Genomic DNA, 1,293 nt, shown 5'->3' with positions numbered 1-1,293 from the left:
GAACGGCGGCACGCGCTTGAACGCCGATGACGGTCAGCGGATAGACAACGCGGTTCGGGAAGGAAAATCATGAAAGGGATCATTCTGGCCGCCGGCAACGGGAGCCGGCTGCGCCCGGTGACGCTCGGCGTCTCCAAGCAACTGATGCCCATCTACAACAAGCCCATGATCTACTACCCGCTCTCGGTATTGATGCTGGCGGGGATCAGGGACATCCTCATCATCACCACCCCACAAGACCGTCCTCAGTTCGAGCGGTTGCTCGGCGACGGATCGTGGCTGGGCGTGCGCCTCTCCTACGCGGTGCAGACCGAGCCCCGTGGCCTGGCCGACGCGTTCATCGTGGGCGCGGACCACGTGGGCGACGACGCCGTGGCGCTGGTGCTCGGCGATAACGTCTTCCACGGTCCCGGCTTCGCCGAACTGCTGCAGACGACGGCGGTAGGCGTGGACGGCTGCGTGCTCTTCGGTTACCCGGTGGCGGACCCGGAGCGGTACGGCGTCGGCGAGACCGACGACTCCGGACGGCTGCTCTCGATTCAGGAGAAGCCGGCACGTCCACGTTCGAACCGTGCGATCACCGGCCTGTACTTCTACGACAACGACGTCGTCGACATCGCGGCGAACCTGACGCCGTCGGCGCGCGGCGAGCTGGAGATCACCGACCTGAACCTGACCTACCTGGAACGGGGCAAGGCCAGGCTCGTCGATCTGGGGCGCGGGTTCGCGTGGCTGGACACCGGCACCCACGAGTCGTTGCTGGAAGCCGGCGAGTACGTGCGCACGCTCGAGGACCGGCAGGGCGTGCGGATCGCGTGTGTGGAGGAGATCGCCCTGCGGATGGGCTTCATCGACGCGTCGCAGTGCTTCGACCTGGGGGAGCGGCTGGGCAAGACCGGCTACGGCGACTACGTCAAGCAAGTGGCCGAGACAGCGATGGCCGAACAGCTCGCGGAGGCTGTGTGATGACTGTGAGCATCCTGGTGGCCGGCGGGAAGGGCCAGCTCGGGCGGGCACTGGCCTCCGTCGCCGGCCACGAGACAGACATCGTGGCTCTGGGTTCGCACGAGTTGGACGTCACCGACGCGGACTCAGTGGACGCGGCGGTGGCCAGCCTCGTCCTGCGTGCGCAGGAAGCGGGGCGTCGTCCCGCGGTGATCAACGCCGCGGCATATACGGCGGTCGACCGCGCGGAGACCGAGCAGGCGCGCGCATTCGACGTCAATGCGCTCGGCCCGTCACTGCTGGCCACGGCATGCGTGCGGCACGGCGTTCCGCTCGTGCATGTCTCGA

General features: G+C 67.5%; 2 protein-coding genes. Both read left to right on the top strand.

The genetic code is table 11. From position 1 onward, the window contains the following. Positions 1-69 precede the first annotated feature (69 nt). A complete protein-coding gene (gene rfbA, locus ELR45_RS11005; RefSeq protein WP_129665952.1) occupies positions 70-966 on the top strand; it encodes a glucose-1-phosphate thymidylyltransferase RfbA in 897 nt (298 codons plus the stop codon). After that, the coding region (locus ELR45_RS37475) for a sugar nucleotide-binding protein (RefSeq protein WP_205856400.1) at positions 966-1,293 on the top strand (328 nt) is incomplete at its 3' end. The genes rfbA and ELR45_RS37475, both read left to right, overlap by 1 nt.

It is taken from the genome of Phytoactinopolyspora endophytica (genome assembly GCF_004138495.1).
GTDB lineage: Bacteria > Actinomycetota > Actinomycetes > Jiangellales > Jiangellaceae > Phytoactinopolyspora > Phytoactinopolyspora endophytica.
Note: the sequence above shows the minus strand (reverse complement) of the source record. Positions and strands in the feature narration are given on the sequence as shown.